General features: G+C 48.5%; 14 protein-coding genes and 1 other annotated feature. All 14 genes read right to left on the reverse strand.

Features of this window, described 5'->3' with window-relative positions:
* Positions 1 to 99: 99 nt before the first annotated feature.
* Complete coding sequence (gene fusA / locus H569_RS0116205; RefSeq protein WP_027365854.1) at positions 100 to 2,178, reverse strand: elongation factor G; 2,079 nt, start codon at positions 2,176 to 2,178, stop codon at positions 100 to 102.
* Positions 2,179 to 2,194: 16 nt separating this feature from the next.
* Positions 2,195 to 2,665 (reverse strand): 30S ribosomal protein S7, encoded by a 471-nt coding sequence (gene rpsG / locus H569_RS0116210; protein ID WP_027365855.1) that lies wholly within the window; start codon positions 2,663 to 2,665, stop codon positions 2,195 to 2,197.
* A 47-nt stretch (positions 2,666 to 2,712) separates the two neighbouring features.
* A complete protein-coding gene (gene rpsL / locus H569_RS0116215; protein WP_027365856.1) occupies positions 2,713 to 3,087 on the reverse strand; it encodes a 30S ribosomal protein S12 in 375 nt (124 codons plus the stop codon).
* A gap of 64 nt (positions 3,088 to 3,151) precedes the next feature.
* Positions 3,152 to 3,403 (reverse strand): ribosomal L7Ae/L30e/S12e/Gadd45 family protein, encoded by a 252-nt coding sequence (locus H569_RS0116220; RefSeq protein ID WP_027365857.1) that lies wholly within the window; start codon positions 3,401 to 3,403, stop codon positions 3,152 to 3,154.
* 243 nt (positions 3,404 to 3,646) lie between these two features.
* Positions 3,647 to 7,117: a DNA-directed RNA polymerase subunit beta' gene (gene rpoC, locus H569_RS0116225; RefSeq protein ID WP_027365858.1), complete on the reverse strand. Its 3,471-nt coding sequence runs from the start codon at positions 7,115 to 7,117 to the stop codon at positions 3,647 to 3,649.
* Between the two features lie 29 nt (positions 7,118 to 7,146).
* On the reverse strand, positions 7,147 to 10,677 hold the full coding sequence (gene rpoB / locus H569_RS0116230) for a DNA-directed RNA polymerase subunit beta (RefSeq protein ID WP_027365859.1): 3,531 nt from the start codon (positions 10,675 to 10,677) through the stop codon (positions 7,147 to 7,149).
* 512 nt (positions 10,678 to 11,189) lie between these two features.
* Entirely contained in the window at positions 11,190 to 11,573 is a 384-nt protein-coding gene (gene rplL / locus H569_RS0116235; protein ID WP_027365860.1) for a 50S ribosomal protein L7/L12, read from the reverse strand.
* 54 nt (positions 11,574 to 11,627) lie between these two features.
* Positions 11,628 to 12,164, reverse strand: coding sequence for a 50S ribosomal protein L10 (gene rplJ, locus H569_RS0116240; protein WP_027365861.1), 537 nt, complete (start codon positions 12,162 to 12,164; stop codon positions 11,628 to 11,630).
* Positions 12,165 to 12,192: 28 nt separating this feature from the next.
* Positions 12,193 to 12,349 (reverse strand) — a sequence feature (ribosomal protein L10 leader region).
* 12 nt (positions 12,350 to 12,361) lie between these two features.
* The gene (gene rplA / locus H569_RS0116250) at positions 12,362 to 13,060 is read right to left on the reverse strand and encodes a 50S ribosomal protein L1 (protein WP_027365862.1); all 699 of its coding nucleotides are present in this window, start codon (positions 13,058 to 13,060) and stop codon (positions 12,362 to 12,364) included.
* Positions 13,061 to 13,110: 50 nt separating this feature from the next.
* Positions 13,111 to 13,536 carry a 50S ribosomal protein L11 gene (gene rplK / locus H569_RS0116255; protein WP_027365863.1) on the reverse strand — a complete coding sequence of 142 codons (426 nt, stop codon included), beginning with the start codon at positions 13,534 to 13,536 and terminating at the stop codon, positions 13,111 to 13,113.
* A 22-nt stretch (positions 13,537 to 13,558) separates the two neighbouring features.
* Entirely contained in the window at positions 13,559 to 14,086 is a 528-nt protein-coding gene (gene nusG / locus H569_RS0116260; RefSeq protein WP_027365864.1) for a transcription termination/antitermination protein NusG, read from the reverse strand.
* 45 nt (positions 14,087 to 14,131) lie between these two features.
* Positions 14,132 to 14,434 carry a preprotein translocase subunit SecE gene (gene secE / locus H569_RS22005; RefSeq protein ID WP_081411076.1) on the reverse strand — a complete coding sequence of 101 codons (303 nt, stop codon included), beginning with the start codon at positions 14,432 to 14,434 and terminating at the stop codon, positions 14,132 to 14,134.
* A gap of 37 nt (positions 14,435 to 14,471) precedes the next feature.
* Positions 14,472 to 14,621, reverse strand: coding sequence for a 50S ribosomal protein L33 (gene rpmG / locus H569_RS22010; RefSeq protein ID WP_081411077.1), 150 nt, complete (start codon positions 14,619 to 14,621; stop codon positions 14,472 to 14,474).
* A gap of 142 nt (positions 14,622 to 14,763) precedes the next feature.
* The coding region (locus H569_RS23410; RefSeq protein ID WP_131820847.1) for an EF-Tu C-terminal domain-related protein at positions 14,764 to 14,858 on the reverse strand (95 nt) is incomplete at its 5' end.

The raw sequence follows: 14,858 nt of genomic DNA on the forward strand, positions 1-14,858 counted from the left end.
TTTTGCCGTGGTCAACGTGACCGATGGTCCCAATGTTTACGTGCGGTTTGGTCCGCTCAAATTTAGCTTTTGCCATGTTTTTTGGATTCCTCCTTCAAATTATCCGTAATATCTTTTAGATATAATGCCTTCCGCAATATTTTGTGGAACTTCCTCATAATGACTAAACTGCATCGTATAAGTTCCCCGGCCCTGTGTTCTGGACCGCAAGTCTGTCGCATAGCCAAACATTTCAGCCAGTGGAACATAGCCGTGAATGATCTGGTTCACTCCACGCGACTCCATTTCTTCAATCCTACCGCGGCGAGCATTGATATCGCCGATAACGTCGCCCATATATTCTTCCATAACCACTACTTCAACGCTCATAACCGGTTCCAGGAGCACTGCGCCGGCTTTTTTTGCCGCGCTCTGCAGCGCCATGCTGCCGGCTATTTTAAAAGCCATTTCTGAAGAGTCCACGTCATGGTAGGAACCGTCCAGCAATGTGGCGCGCAGGTCAACCAGCGGGTACGAAGCCAATACTCCGTTTTCCATAGCTTCCTTGATGCCGTTTGACACTGCCGGAATATATTCTTTGGGTATAACGCCACCGACAATTTTATTTATAAATTCAAATCCAGTGCCTGGTTCAGCGGGTTCTATCTCTATAACCACGTGGCCGTATTGACCCCGGCCACCGGATTGACGGATAAATTTGCCCTCTGCGCGGGATTTCTTACGGATGGTTTCTTTGTAGGCAACTTGCGGTTTGCCCACAATGGCTCCAACCTTAAATTCACGCAGCAGACGATCAACTATTATCTCCAGGTGCAGCTCACCCATGCCGCGGATAATTGTCTGTCCTGTTTCTGCGTCAACATTAACCCTAAAGGTGGGATCCTCTTCACCTAATTTTTGCAGGGCCACCGCCATCTTGTCCTGGTCCGCCTTTGTCTTTGGCTCAATTGCCACCGCAATTACAGGTTCCGGAAATTCCATTGATTCAAGTAAAATCGGGTTTTGATCATCACAAAGCGTATCGCCGGTCGAAGTATCCTTTAACCCAACTGCAGCCACAATATCGCCCGAGTATACCTCTTTAATTTCTTCCCGGTGGTTGGCGTGCATCCTCAGGATACGGCCGATTCTTTCCCGCTTGCCCTTGGTGGTGTTAAATACGTACGAGCCGCTGGCAAGCGTTCCCGAATAAACCCGAAAGTAGGTCAGTTTGCCAACATATGCATCAGTCATAATTTTAAAGGCCAGCGCCGAAAATGGTGCAGCGTCGTCGGCCGCACGGAATTCCTCTGCACCGGTATCAGGAATGATGCCGCTTATGGCGGGAATGTCCACCGGCGACGGCAGGTAATCAACAATTGCGTCCAACAGTGCCTGAACACCTTTATTTTTAAAGGATGATCCGCACAGGACAGGGATAATTGTGACTGATAGCGTAGCTTTGCGCAGCGCGCTGTTTATTTCAGCAGCCTCAATTTCCACTCCATCCAGGTATTTGAGCATCAAAGATTCATCGAACTCAGCCACTGCCTCCAGCAGTTTTTCCCGGTATTCAGCTACCTGCTCCTCCATATCCGAAGGAATATCAGTTTCTTCACTTTTTGTTCCCAGGTCGTCAATATACCTTACCGCTTTTCGGCGGATTAAATCCACATAACCTTGAAAATTCTCTTCTACTCCGATGGGAAGTTGCAGTGCTACCGGGTTGGCCCCCAACCTTTTGCGCATCATTTCCATCACCTGGAAAAAATCTGCCCCGATGCGGTCCATTTTATTAACATAGGCAATTCTTGGCACCCTATACTTGTCAGCCTGCCTCCAGACCGTTTCAGACTGGGGTTCCACACCACCAACGGAGCAAAAAACGGCAACCGCGCCGTCCAATACACGTAGAGATCGTTCCACTTCCACAGTGAAGTCCACATGTCCGGGTGTGTCTATAATATTGATACAACAGTCCCTCCACTGGCACGTTGTGGCCGCGGAGGTAATAGTAATACCCCGCTCCTGCTCTTGAACCATCCAGTCCATCGTTGCCGCGCCATCATGAACTTCACCCAGTTTATGCACTTTACCGGTGTAAAACAGAATGCGTTCAGTAGTGGTGGTCTTGCCGGCGTCAATATGGGCCATAATACCTATATTACGAATTTTTTCCAATGAATGTTGTCTCGCCATTAAGACCCCCCCTTTATTACCATCTGTAATGGGCAAAAGCTTTATTGGCTTCGGCCATCTTATGCGTATCTTCTTTCCTCTTGACAGAGGCTCCGGTATTATTGGCGGCATCCATAATCTCATCAGCCAGCCGGTCTTGCATGGTCTTACCGGAACGCTGCTTTGAGTACATGGTAATCCAGCGTATAGCCAGCGTTTGCCTGCGTTCAGGTCTTACCTCGACGGGCACCTGATAGTTGGCGCCGCCAACACGCCGGGCCTTGACTTCAAGAACGGGCATAACATTTTTCATGGCCTGTTCAAATACTTCCATCGGATCCTTACCCGTTTTTTCCCTAATAATATCAAAAGCCCCATAGCAAATCTTTTCAGCCAGACTCTTTTTACCATCCAGCATTACTTGGTTCATTAACTTGGTAAGTACCTTGCTGTTATAGATTGGATCAGGTAAAATATACCGTTTAGGTGCAGCACCTCTCCTTGGCAATTCATTTCCCCCCTTTGCCTGAGTTAATGTGCCGGCGAGCAAGCATATTATTTTTTAGGTTTCTTCGCGCCATATTTGGAACGTCCCCGGTTGCGGTTCTGCACTCCTGCACAGTCCAGGGCACCCCTTATTATATGGTACCTGACACCCGGCAAGTCCTTAACCCTGCCGCCGCGGACCAGCACCACCGAGTGTTCCTGCAGGTTGTGCCCGATCCCGGGTATATATGAAGTAACTTCGATACCATTTGTCAATCTGACCCTGGCCACCTTCCGCAAAGCCGAGTTGGGCTTCTTTGGTGTTGTAGTATAAACCCTGGTGCAAACGCCCCGCTTTTGAGGACACTCTTTCAGCGCCGGGGCCGTAGACTTTTTAATCTGCTGCTCTCTGCCTTTTCTGATCAGCTGGTGGATTGTCGGCATATCTGTTTCCACCTCCTTTATCGCAAGCTTCAATATATCTATAAATGAAGATATGCACCAGCGGCTATTCTTCAGTGATGGCCGCTGTTGCACATTCCACATTGATACCGCAGGCTTTGCCCAAAAGCTTCATCGAATCTACCCTGATATATGGTATCTTTTTCTCTTCGCAGGCCCTAATTATGGGATCAATAACGTGGCTTTCCGCATTATCGGCTACATATACAACCAGGGCAAGATTTTTTTTGATTGCCTTAATAGTTTGTTTTGTGCCTACAGTTTTACCTTTGGCCGCATGTATCCGCTTATAGGGCATGGCAAAGACCTCCGAAATCCGCACACTCGAATATAATATCACTATTGGCTAGCAAAGTCAATTATTTTCTGTTTCCGGATAGGTGTACCGCAGGAAACAGAAAACGGAATAAAGTTGGTGGCCGGTCGTCATTGGTCGGGGGTCGGGTAAGATGTGTTAAATACTCTAAAGACAGGCGGCTATATTGGTTAAGCTGGCGGGTCAATTTTACTCCAAAGGAATACCCTAAAACCGACGACCAAATTATTCAACGGCAGAAGGTTCATCTATACCTTCAAGCAAGTTTTCATTCGGCTCGATCTCCAAGTTGCGGTACCTGCTCATGCCTGTACCGGCCGGGACCAGTTTACCTATAATCACATTCTCCTTCAGGCCCAGCAGCGGATCCATTTTACCCTTAATGGCAGCCTCGGTTAAGACTCTGGTCGTTTCCTGGAATGAAGCCGCCGACAAGAACGAATCCGTAGCCAAAGAAGCTTTGGTTATACCAAGCAGCACGGGTTTGCCCTGCGCAGGCATACCGCCTTCAGCTTCAATGCGCTGGTTTTCCTCTTCAAGCTCAAACACGTCAATCAGCCCTCCGGGCAGCAGCATGGTATCACCCGGTTCCTCTACCCGGATTTTGCGGAGCATCTGACGAATCATTACTTCAATATGCTTATCGTTAATATCAACACCCTGCAGGCGGTAGACCCGCTGAACCTCTTGCAGCAGATAAATCTGCACGCCGTTGGGGCCTTTTATTTTCGCCAGGTCATGCGGGTTAACTGAGCCTTCGGTAAGCTCGTCGCCGGCTTCAACATGGTCGCCGTCCCTTACTTTTAACCGCGCGCCGTAAGGTACCATGTAGGTCTTCTTTTCACCCGAATCGCTGGTGATATCAATCTCCCGCCGCCCCTTAACTTCTCGTACTTCAACCACACCGGCTTCTTCAGAGATTATCGCCTGGCCTTTGGGCTTGCGGGCTTCAAAAAGCTCCTCAACCCTGGGCAAACCCTGGGTAATGTCGTCACCGGCAACACCACCGGTATGGAAAGTACGCATGGTCAGCTGGGTTCCGGGCTCACCGATAGATTGAGCGGCAATAATGCCCACAGCTTCTCCTATATCCACCATATGACCTGTGGCCAGGTTCCTTCCATAACACTTGATGCAAACACCGTATTTGGTTCTGCAGGTCAGCACTGAACGGATTTTAACTTTCTTAATCCCTGACTTGATGATCCTATCGGCATCCTCGTGCTCTATGATTTCGCCCTCTTTTACTATTACCTCGCCCGTTTCCGGGTGAACGATGTCCTCACGGGCCAGCCTGCCGACAATCCGATCTTCAAGTTTTTCAATAACTTCGGCCCCGTCAGTAATCTCAGTTACATAAATGCCATCTTCGGTTCCGCAGTCAACTTCCCTGACGATAACATCCTGGGCCACATCCACCAAACGCCTGGTCAGATAGCCCGAATCCGCTGTCCTCAGTGCGGTATCAGCCAGACCTTTACGTGCACCGTGCGTGGAAATAAAGTATTCCAAAACGGTAAGACCCTCACGGAAGTTAGCCTTAATCGGCAGGTCAATAATTCGTCCCGACGGGTCAGCCATCAGTCCACGCATACCGGCCAACTGCCGAATCTGCTGAATATTACCGCGGGCGCCGGAATTGGCCATCATGTAAACCGGGTTGAATTTATCCAAGGTCTCAATTAATGCATCGGTAACTTGCTTGGTGGCGTCGTTCCAGATACCGATTACCTTGCGGTAACGTTCTTCTTCCGTAATCAGTCCCCGGCGGTACTGCCGCTCAACTGTTTCCACCTGTTTATCAGCGTCGGCTAAAATTTCTTTCTTTTCTTTAGGAATAATAATATCAGCGTTACCAATAGTTATACCTGCTCTGGTAGCATACCGGAAACCTAATTCCTTAATGCCGTCCAGCAGCTTTTGGGTGGCAGAAAGACCTAAATTGCGGTAAGTTTCTTCAACTAATTTGCTTAATGCCTTTTTATCAGCAACTTTGTTAAAATAGCCGCGTTCCTGAGGTATTGCCTGGTTGAAAATGATCCGGCCAACAGTGGTTTCAATAAGCTCACCTCTCCACCGCACCTTTACGCGGGCGTGCAGGCTTACCGCACCGGTTTCGTACGCCATGACAGCCTCTTCCGGACCGGAAAAAGCCTTACCTTGGCCCGGGGCGTCCTGTTTTTCCATGGTCAGGTAATAACTGCCCAAAACCATGTCCTGGGTTGGAATGGCCACAGGCTTACCGTCTTTAGGATTTAATATGTTATAGGACGACAGCATCAACAGCCGGGCCTCGGACTGGGCTTCAGCCGATAAAGGGAGGTGAACGGCCATCTGATCACCGTCAAAGTCAGCGTTATAAGCTGTACAGACCATGGGGTGAATCTGAATGGCCCGGCCTGCCACCAGCACCGGCTCAAAGGCCTGAATGCCAAGACGGTGCAGTGTAGGCGCGCGGTTAAGCAGTACCGGGTGATCCTTAATCACATCTTCCAGCACGTCCCAAACCTCCGGTTTGACCCGTTCCACCATGCGTTTGGCGCTCTTGATGTTGTGGGCGTGACCTTCCCGGACAAGTTTTTTCATCACAAAGGGCTTAAACAGCTCCAGCGCCATTTCCTTGGGCAGACCACACTGGTGTAATTTAAGCTTCGGACCCACCACGATAACGGAACGACCTGAATAGTCGACCCTTTTACCAAGCAGGTTCTGGCGAAAACGGCCCTGTTTGCCTTTAAGCATATCGCTAAGTGATTTTAATGGACGGTTCCCGGGCCCGGTAACGGGGCGGCCGCGGCGACCATTATCAATTAAGGCGTCAACCGCTTCCTGCAGCATCCTTTTTTCGTTCCGGACAATAATATCCGGCGCACCCAGGTCAAGTAATCTTTTCAATCGATTATTGCGGTTAATCACCCTGCGATAAAGATCATTTAAATCGGAAGTTGCGAATCTACCGCCGTCAAGCTGCACCATCGGGCGTAGCTCCGGCGGAATCACCGGCACAACATCCATAATCATCCATTCCGGGCGGTTGCCGCTTTTACGAAAGGCCTCTACCACTTCCAGACGGCGGATGGCCCGTATTTTCCGCTGTCCCGTTACATCGCGCAGTTCCTGGCGCAATTCCTGGCTGAGCTCGTTTAGATCTATTTCTTCCAACAGCTTTTTAATCGCTTCTGCGCCCATTAATGCTTTAAATTCGTTTCCGTATTTTTCACGGTGCTCCCGGTATTCTGTTTCTGTAAGCAGCTGTTTCTGGATTAAAGGAGTTTCACCGGGATCAATAACGATATAGGAAACGAAGTATAGAACTTTCTCCAGTGCACGTGGAGACATATCAAGCAATAAACCCATTCTGCTGGGGATGCCTTTAAAGTACCAGATATGAGAAACCGGGGCAGCCAGCTCAATATGTCCGAGTCTCTCACGCCGCACCTTGGAACGGGTCACCTCGACTCCGCAGCGGTCACAAACCACACCCTTGTACCGAACGCGTTTATATTTACCGCAATGACATTCCCAGTCCCTGGTGGGACCAAAAATACGCTCGCAAAACAGCCCGTCTCTTTCCGGCTTTAGAGTGCGATAGTTAATGGTTTCCGGTTTTTTGACCTCTCCACTTGACCAATTCCTGATTTGGTCCGGTGAGGCCAAGCCTATACGAATACGGTCGAAGTTGTTTAAGTCCAGCAAGGACCTCTCTCCCTTCCGGGTATTTAATCCTATTCAATATCTTCGTTCCCAAAGTCATCGTCATCAACTTCCAGGTCGCTCATCACATCGTCAATATCATCTATGCTATCATCCAAGTCTGTTTCATCGCCATCAACAAAAACATCATCGTCAATATCAATTGCTTCATCATCTTCGATATCCTCGGGCGGAACGTCTTCATCCGGTTCTTCGTCATCCTCTTCCCTATCTTTGTCCCGTCTCCTTCCCCTGTCCTCGTGCAGTTCGATTCCCAAATCCTTGGCCGTTTCCGTAATATCTTCTTCTATCTCTTTAATTTCAATTTCCTGGTCGTCTTCCGATAAAACCTTAACGTCAAGTCCAAGACTTTGCAGTTCCTTAATCAGCACTTTAAAGGATTCAGGCACCCCTGGTTCGGGAACATTTTCTCCCTTGACAATGGACTCGTATGTTTTGACCCGGCCCACAACATCGTCAGACTTAACCGTAAGTATTTCCTGCAATGTATAAGCAGCACCGTATGCTTCAAGGGCCCAAACTTCCATTTCACCGAAACGCTGGCCGCCGAATTGGGCCTTGCCACCCAGCGGCTGTTGCGTAACCAGTGAATACGGGCCTGTTGACCTGGCGTGAATCTTGTCATCTACCAAGTGCGCCAGCTTAAGCATATAAACGTAACCCACGGTAACGGGGTTGTCAAACGGTTCACCTGTGCGCCCATCGCGCAGGGTTATTTTACCATTTGCGGGCAGGCCGGCCCGTTCCAGCTGTTCCACAATGTCTTGTTCCCCAGCCCCGTTAAACACGGGGGTTGCGACATTTATGCCCAGTGCTTTGGCCGCCCAGCCAAGGTGGGTCTCCAACACCTGCCCGATGTTCATCCGGGAAGGAACCCCCAATGGGTTGAGAACAATTTCTATGGGTGTGCCGTCCGGCATAAAAGGCATATCCTCTTCCGGCAGAATCCGGGCAATAACGCCCTTGTTCCCGTGCCTGCCGGCCATTTTATCCCCTTCGGATATTTTCCTCTTTTGGGCAATGTACACGCGAACCAGCTGGTTAACCCCAGGCGGCAATTCATCACCGTTATCTCGGGAAAAAACCTTGACATCTACTATCTTACCAGCCTCGCCGTGTGGTACACGCAAAGAGGTGTCCCTAACTTCACGAGCTTTTTCACCAAATATCGCCCTGAGCAACCGTTCTTCGGCAGTAAGCTCGGTTTCACCCTTGGGTGTTACCTTACCCACCAGAATATCACCGTCCCGCACCTCGGCACCTACCCTGATGATGCCCCGGTCGTCCAGGTCCTTTAGAATTTCTTCACCGACGTTGGGAATATCCCGGGTAATTTCCTCGGGTCCCAGCTTGGTATCGCGGGCGTCGCATTCATATTCTTCTATATGAATAGAGGTAAAATAGTCCTCTTTTACCATTTTTTGACTAACCAAAATTGCGTCTTCGTAATTATAGCCTTCCCAGGGCATAAAGGCTACCAGCACGTTACGCCCCAGGGCCAGCTCACCATAGTCGGTGGAAGGCCCGTCGGCAATAACCTGACCTGACTTGACCTCTTCACCCTTGTTGACAATGGGACGCTGGTTAATACAGGTTCCCTGGTTTGACCTTGCGAATTTTAACAATTTGTGTTTTTCCAGTTCACCGGTATTGCTCCGAATAATAATTTCGTTGGCGGTAACCTTTTCCACCACGCCGTCATTTTTGGCCAGCATAACGACTCCCGAATCCCTGGCCGCCTTGTATTCAATGCCGGTTCCAACCAGCGGAGCCTGCGTCTTAAGTAAAGGTACGGCCTGGCGCTGCATGTTGGCGCCCATCAGGGCCCGGTTAGCATCGTCGTGTTCCAGAAAAGGTATCATTGAGGTTGCAATACTAAAAACCTGCTTGGGGGAAACATCCATATAATCTACCTGCTCTGCCGGTGAAACCAAAATATCTTTACCATGGCGGGCATTAACCCTGGCGCTGGCAAAATACGAATTTTCGTCCAGCGGCGCGTTGGCCTGAGCAATAATTTTATCTTCCTCTTCATCAGCAGTCAGGTAAACAATTTCATCGGTAACCCGCCGGTTTTCCTTATCAACCTTCCGGTAAGGAGTTTCAATAAAGCCAAAGGAATTAATTCGCGCATAGGTTGACAGAGAACCGATCAGGCCAATGTTTGGACCCTCGGGTGTCTCAATCGGACACATGCGCCCGTAGTGCGAGTGGTGAACGTCCCGGACCTCAAAACCGGCCCGCTCACGGCTCAGACCGCCGGGTCCCAGCGCAGATAAACGGCGTTTATGTGTCAATTCGGCCAGCGGGTTGGTTTGATCCATAAATTGGCTGAGCTGGCTGGAGCCAAAAAACTCTTTAATGGCAGCAACCACCGGGCGAATGTTGATCAAAACCTGAGGTGTAATAACATCAACATCCTGAATGGTCATCCGCTCACGGACCACCCGCTCCATTCTTGAGAGTCCAATCCGAAACTGGTTTTGCAATAACTCCCCGACCGAACGCAGCCTGCGATTACCAAGGTGGTCAATATCATCCACCTGACCTTCGCCATCCATTAACCTGAGCAGATACCGGAACGTTTCGATAATGTCCTGTGGGGTTAGCTCGCGGATAAATTCCCTTACCACCGGAACTTCGGTTTTAAGATACGGGTCATATTCCGTAGCGGTATTCTCAGTTTCCGGATAACGGTAAAGTATGCCATGCTTTAGTTTCTTCTGTAACTTGTAGCGGCCTACATTGGCCAAATCATAGCGTTTAGGGTCAAAGAACAGTGTTTCCAACAAAGAACGAGCACTTTCAACTGTTGGCGGCTCACCTGGGCGCAAGCGTTTGTAGATTTCCACAAGTGCGTCTTCTTCAGAATCGGTGTTGTCCCGCGCAAGGGTTTCCTGAATGTGCTTGTTCTCATTGAACAAATCCAGAATCATGGCATTGGAACCATACCCCAGCGCCCTGATCAGTACAGTTCCGGGAATTTTCCTGGTGCGGTCAATGCGTACAAATACCTGGTCGTTTAGATCAGTCTCCAGTTCCAGCCAGGCGCCCCGGTTTGGTATAATGGTTGCACCATAAAGTTTTTTACCGCTGGGGTCCTGGGTTTCAGAAAAGTATACGCCGGGCGAGCGCACCAGCTGGCTGACGATAACCCGTTCCGCGCCATTGATGATAAAAGTACCCTTTTCAGTCATGAGCGGGAAATCACCCATAAATACTTCCTGCTCCTTGACTTCCCCGGTTTCCTTGTTAATCAAGCGCACCTTGACCCGCAGCGGAGCTGCAAATGTAACATCACGCTCTTTACATTGCTCCACATTATACTTGGGCTTCCCGAGGTTATAGTCCAGAAACTCCAGCACCAGATTCCCCGTGAAATCCTGGACCGGGGAAATATCATAAAATACCTCCCTTAAGCCAGTATGCAAAAACCACTCATAGGAATTGCGCTGGACCTCGATGAGATTGGGCAATTCAAGCACCTCGCGCAGCTTGCCAAAGCTCCATCTGGTCTTGACACCCAGTTGCTCAGGATACATCTAAAGCACCACACCCCCACTAATATTGACCAACAACGAAAAGCAAGGTCTTGTCCTATTTACAATCCCTCGCCTTTTAAAACAAAAAAACCTTATCCAAAATATTATTTCCAGTATTTTTATGACGGATACACGAATATTTTATAACTGGAACAACATACAACTGGTACTTACGCGACATTTTAGGATTATACCACGTGCTTTTTTACCTGTCAAGATAAATATTACTTAAAACGCATAAATTTACTATTAGTTATTCAGAATTCAGCAGTCAGCAGTCAGTATTTGGAACACCAACGAGAATATGCTTCCTGGATAGAAAATAAAGCGCAAGCATGAACAAGTACGTATTCTGCCATGCCAATAAATCTTAATGTTATTTCGTTGGTTTTTTATTCTGACTTCTGACTCCTAACTTCTGACTCCCTGAGTGATTTACCGTATAAATTATCCTTTACATGCATAAAGAGCCACTCACTATGCAGTGGCTCTTTATGACGGTTAATTCTAAGTTACTTAATTTCAACTGTTGCCCCGGCTTCGACCAATTTGGCCTTAAGAGCTTCTGCTTCTTCTTTGCTGATTTTTTCCTTAACCGGTTTGGGAGCATTGTCAACCAGATCTTTGGACTCCTTAAGGCCCAGGCCGGTAGCCTCACGGACCACCTTGATAACGTTAACTTTCTTATCACCTACAGCAGTAAGGATAACGTCAAATTCAGTTTGTTCTTCTTCAGCGGCGGCAGGAGCAGCACCGGCTGCAGGCACTGCGGCTACTGCTGCTACAGGAGCGGCCGCACTGACACCAAACTCATCTTCAAAGGCTTTGACCAATTCGGCCAGTTCTAAAACAGTCAAGCCCTTAACGGCTTCAAGAATTTCTTGCACTTTTGACATATTAATAAACCTCCCTAAATTGTTTGTAAATTTTATATTCCATGTGGAGAACCGCTAGCTCGCAGCCTCCCCTGCTTTTTTCTCCCTTATCGCTTCCAATACGTAAACCAGGTTTCTTAGGAGGCCTTGCAGTGCGCCGGCAAAACCATACATAGGCGCCTGCATACCACCAAGCACTTTGGCAAGCAAGACTTCACGGGATGGAAGATTGGCCAGCTCTTTAATCTGAGCTTCATCAACCACGCGACCTTCTAAAATCCCGGCCTTGATCCCAAGCTGCTTATATTCCTTGGCAAAATCGTTTAAAATTTTGGCCGGTGCCACCGGATCGTCAAAACCGAAAGCCAATGCGGTAGGGCCTTCGAGATAGCCATCCATTCCTTCGATACCAAGTTCGCGGGCTGCAATTTTGGTAATGGTATTCTTGGCAACTTTAAGTTCACTGCCGGACTCACGCATTTTGCGGCGCAGATTGGTCATAGCACTGACATTTATGCCTTTATAATCAGCCATTACTATAAGCTGGGCGGAACTCATTTTTTCCTTGAGCATTTGCAGCATTTGCTCTTTTTCCTTTTTGCTAATCGGCAATATGTACACCTCCTTCCAAGAAGCGTTTATTATAAATTAAAAAGCCCCCGGCAAGTTTTTGACAGCATGCCAGAGGCCCGTAAGCAAAAAGCTTTTAGGTTCAACCCTTCCGGCCTCGGCTGGCGGCTTATTGCCATTATGTCCCAAAGGACACCTGCTGTCTACGGCTGGTACCAGTATGAACTTTTAATCTAACACTAAAGCGTAATTTTTTGCGAGTTGACCTTAACGCCGGGCCCCATGGTGGATGTAACGGTAATGCCTTTAATATACTGACCTTTGGCTGCCGAAGGTTTTACCCTTACCAGCTGCTGGACCAGTGCCTTTAAGTTATCGGCCAGCTTTTGGGCATCAAATGATACCTTGCCAATCGGCGCGTGTATATTACCTGCTTTGTCAACCCGGTATTCAATCTTACCGGCTTTAACTTCCTGAATTGCCCGGGCAACGTCAAAAGTGACAGTGCCGGTTTTGGGGTTTGGCATTAACCCGCGGGGACCAAGAATACGACCCAGCTTGCCCACAACACCCATCATGTCAGGAGTGGCGATGGCCACTTCAAAACCCAGCCAGCCTTCCTTTTGGATCTTTTCGACCACATCTTCCGCACCGACGAAGTCAGCTCCGGCTTCTTCAGCTTCCTTGGCCTTGTCGCCCCTGGCAAAAACCAGCACAGAACGGGATTTGCCAGTTCCATGCGGCAACACCATAGCCCCGCGTACCTGTTGGTCCGCGTGCCTGGGGTCAACACCCAACCTGATAGCCGCTTCAACTGTTTCGTCAAATTTGGCTTTAGCCAGTTTTTTCACCAGTTCCATGGCATCAAGCGGCTCGTATACAGTTGAGCGGTCAACTTGTTTAAACGCATCCTGATACCTTTTTCCGTGTTTCGGCATAAATACTTAACCTCCCTGTGGTAATAGCGGATTATTCCTCCCACATTTGTTTAACCAACAACCTCAATGCCCATGCTGCGGGCTGTCCCTTCAATCATGCGCATGGCTGCTTCAACGCTTGCTGCGTTTAAGTCTTGCATTTTAAGCTCGGCAATTTCTTTTACCTGAGCGCTGGTTACCTTGCCAACTTTTTTCTTATTGGGTTCACCGGACGCAGTTTCCAGGCCGGCCGCCTTTTTAAGCAGTACAGCCGCCGGAGGGGTCTTGGTCACAAAAGTAAAACTTCTGTCCTCATAAACTGTTATTTCAACAGGGATAATCAACCCCGCCTGCTTGGCAGTTCGCTCGTTGTATTCCTTAACAAACTGCATGATATTAACACCATGCTGGCCCAGAGCAGGACCTACCGGTGGTGCGGGAGTAGCTTTACCTGCCGGAACCTGCAATTTAACAATAGCTGCCACTCGCTTGGCCATAAAGTCACACCTCCTTACGCTGTTAACTTATTTTTTCAACCTGATTGTATTCAAGCTCTACCGGGGTTTCCCGGCCAAACATGGATATCAATACCCTTAGCTTGCCTTTATCAAGGAGTATTTCTTCAATAACTCCTCCAAAGTTTTCAAAAGGCCCCGATATAACACGAACCTGTTCGCCAACATTAAAGTCAACCTTTGTCCGCGGTTCGTCAATACCCATTTGCCTAACAATAACCTGGGCTTCTTCTTCATTCAGCGGAATGGGTTTGGACCCACTGCCAACAAAACCGGTAACCCCGGGGGTGTTGCGCACAACATACCACGAGTCGTCGGTCATAATCATTTCAACTAAAACATAACCAGGAAAAACCTTCCGCTTGGTAACCTTTTTCTTCCCGTCCTTAATCTCAATTTCGTCTTCCATGGGAACCAGTATGCGGAATATCTTATCCTCCATATTCATGGATTCAATGCGCTTTTCCAGGTTCGCCTTAACCTTATTCTCGTAACCAGAGTAGGTATGTATGACGTACCAGCGCTTGTTCATAAACACAAGGGACCCGGCGTGAACGCAGGTCCCTCACCCCCTTGATCATTTTATTAGCACATTCATGGCCGCGCCAAGCAGGGCATCAAAGACCCAGATCAATACTCCCACAAATACAACTGAAACTAATACCACCGAAGTATAAATAGCTGTTTCCCTGCGGTTAGGCCAGTGTACTTTTTTGAGCTCGTTCATTACCCCGCGAATATACGTCTTGGCATTTTCTATCCGGTTTGGTTTGTTGACTGCAGCTTTTTTAACCGGTTCCTTGCGGTCTTTTTTAACGAGTTCTTTTCCAGAGTTCTTGCCTTTCTTATTTGACTTGTCCAGTTTATTGGCTTCGGCCATAATGCCACATCCTTAAACAAAATAAAGGGCTACTCCACTACCTTGTTTCCTTATGCACAGTATGCGTGTGACAGAACTTGCAGTATTTCTTGATCTCTATCCTGTTGGGGTCATTCTTCTTATTTTTGGTAGAAGAATAGTTTCTTCGCTTGCATTCGGTGCAGGCCAATGTTACTCCCACCCTCACCGAGTTCACCTCCCTAAACTAAAAAAAGACTTGAGACTCTCCGTATTGAAAATTACCCTTCCAACTTTATCACAATTCGAAAACACTGTCAAGATAAGGATGGGGAATTGGCATAACCAACTCCCCACTTAAAACCAAGTGCTTACTCGTTGATGCCGGTGACAACGCCGGCGCCAACGGTGCGGCCGCCTTCACGGATGGCGAAACGCAGACCTTCTTCTATGGCGATCGGTGTAA

The organism is Desulfotruncus alcoholivorax DSM 16058, from assembly GCF_000430885.1.
GTDB classification, from domain to species: Bacteria; Bacillota; Desulfotomaculia; order Desulfotomaculales; family Desulfallaceae; genus Desulfotruncus; species Desulfotruncus alcoholivorax.